The 1,411-nt window shown below is 61.0% G+C and carries 1 pseudogene; it reads left to right on the top strand.

Annotation, left to right across the window (positions count from 1 at the left end):
* Positions 1-157 precede the first annotated feature (157 nt).
* Positions 158-1,144, top strand: a pseudogene (locus FEF26_RS15425) (IS30 family transposase); the annotation flags it as partial.
* Positions 1,145-1,411 lie beyond the last annotated feature (267 nt).

The raw sequence follows: 1,411 nt of genomic DNA, 5'->3' as shown, positions 1-1,411 counted from the left end.
GTGAATGGATCTCCCAGTCTCATAACCGCTCAGCCCGGGGGTCTCACCTCAGTCTGGCAGAGAGGGAGGTGCTAACGCGCCGGAGCCCACCGTGGAGCAGGCCCGGGGGTATAACCGGAAGATGCGCGCTCATCAGCTGTTGGTCGGCACTGACACCAACCCCCGCTTCCTCACTCTTGCTCAGCGGGAGAAGATCCGGGACCTGCGTGCCGCTGGGACCTCGATGCGTCAGATCGCCGCCCAGCTGGGCAGACCGCATTCAACGATCAGCCGGGAGATCGCCCGCAACAGAGATACTGCCGGGAAGTACATGCCCTATGGCGCCCAACGGATGGCTGCACAACGCCGGGCCCGGCCTAAGGCCGCCAAGCTCAGCGCAAACTCCAGACTGCGAAGCTGGGTGACCCAGAAGTTGGCGTTGCAGTGGTCACCTGCTCAGATCAGTGCCACCCTGGTCAAGGAGTTCCCCGAAGACACGGAGATGCGTGTGTGCCACGAGACGATCTACCAGGCGCTGTATCTGCAGGCCCGTGGTGGGCTGAAGAAAGAAGTTCAAGCTGCCCTACGTACCGGGCGGGCTCGCCGTAAGCCTCAAGGTGCCCAGCGTAAGCCCCGGCAACTGGGGGAGAACATGATCATGATCAGTGACCGGCCCGCTGAAATTGAGGACCGTGCAGTGCCCGGGCACTGGGAAGGGGACCTGATCATGGGAGCTGGCAACCGGTCAGCGATCGCCACCCTGGTCGAACGCACCACCCGGTACGTGATGCTCTGCCACCTGCCCGGGGATCACACCGCGCAGACAGTCGCCGCTGCGGTCACCGCCCAGATCAAAACGTTGCCCGCCCACCTGCGAGGATCACTGACCTGGGACCAAGGATCAGAGATGGCCGCCCACCACAAGATCACCATTGACGCCGAGCTCCCGGTGTACTTCTGCGACCCAGCCTCCCCATGGCAGCGGGGATCCAATGAGAACACCAACGGCCTGTTGCGTCAGTATTTCCCCAAAGGAACCGACCTGGCCGTCCACGGCCATGAGGACCTCGAACATGTCGCACACCTGCTCAACGGCAGACCCCGTGAGACACTCAAGTGGAGCACCCCCGCAGAGAAGATGAGAGAGCTCATCCTCACCAGCTAATCACCTGCCGGTGCAACGACTCCTAGAATCCGCCCGTCAAGGACGGAACCAAACCCAGTACGGTTCAGGATAGTCGCAATCGGGATACGGCAGTGGCAGAGCTCTACACACAGCTTGCCAATGAACTGAATATCGAACTACTCAAGACTGAGCGATCTCACCTCTGGCGATCAACCCTAAACTCTTTGCTCTTGGACACTGCGGAGCGTGTCAAATCAAGTGAGACGTGGAGCGGTACGGGTTACTTCACTGGATCTGGTTCTGGGG

Source organism: Nesterenkonia salmonea, assembly GCF_005771525.1.
Classification (GTDB): Bacteria; Actinomycetota; Actinomycetes; order Actinomycetales; family Micrococcaceae; genus Nesterenkonia; species Nesterenkonia salmonea.
This window is presented reverse-complemented; position numbering and strand designations above follow the sequence as displayed.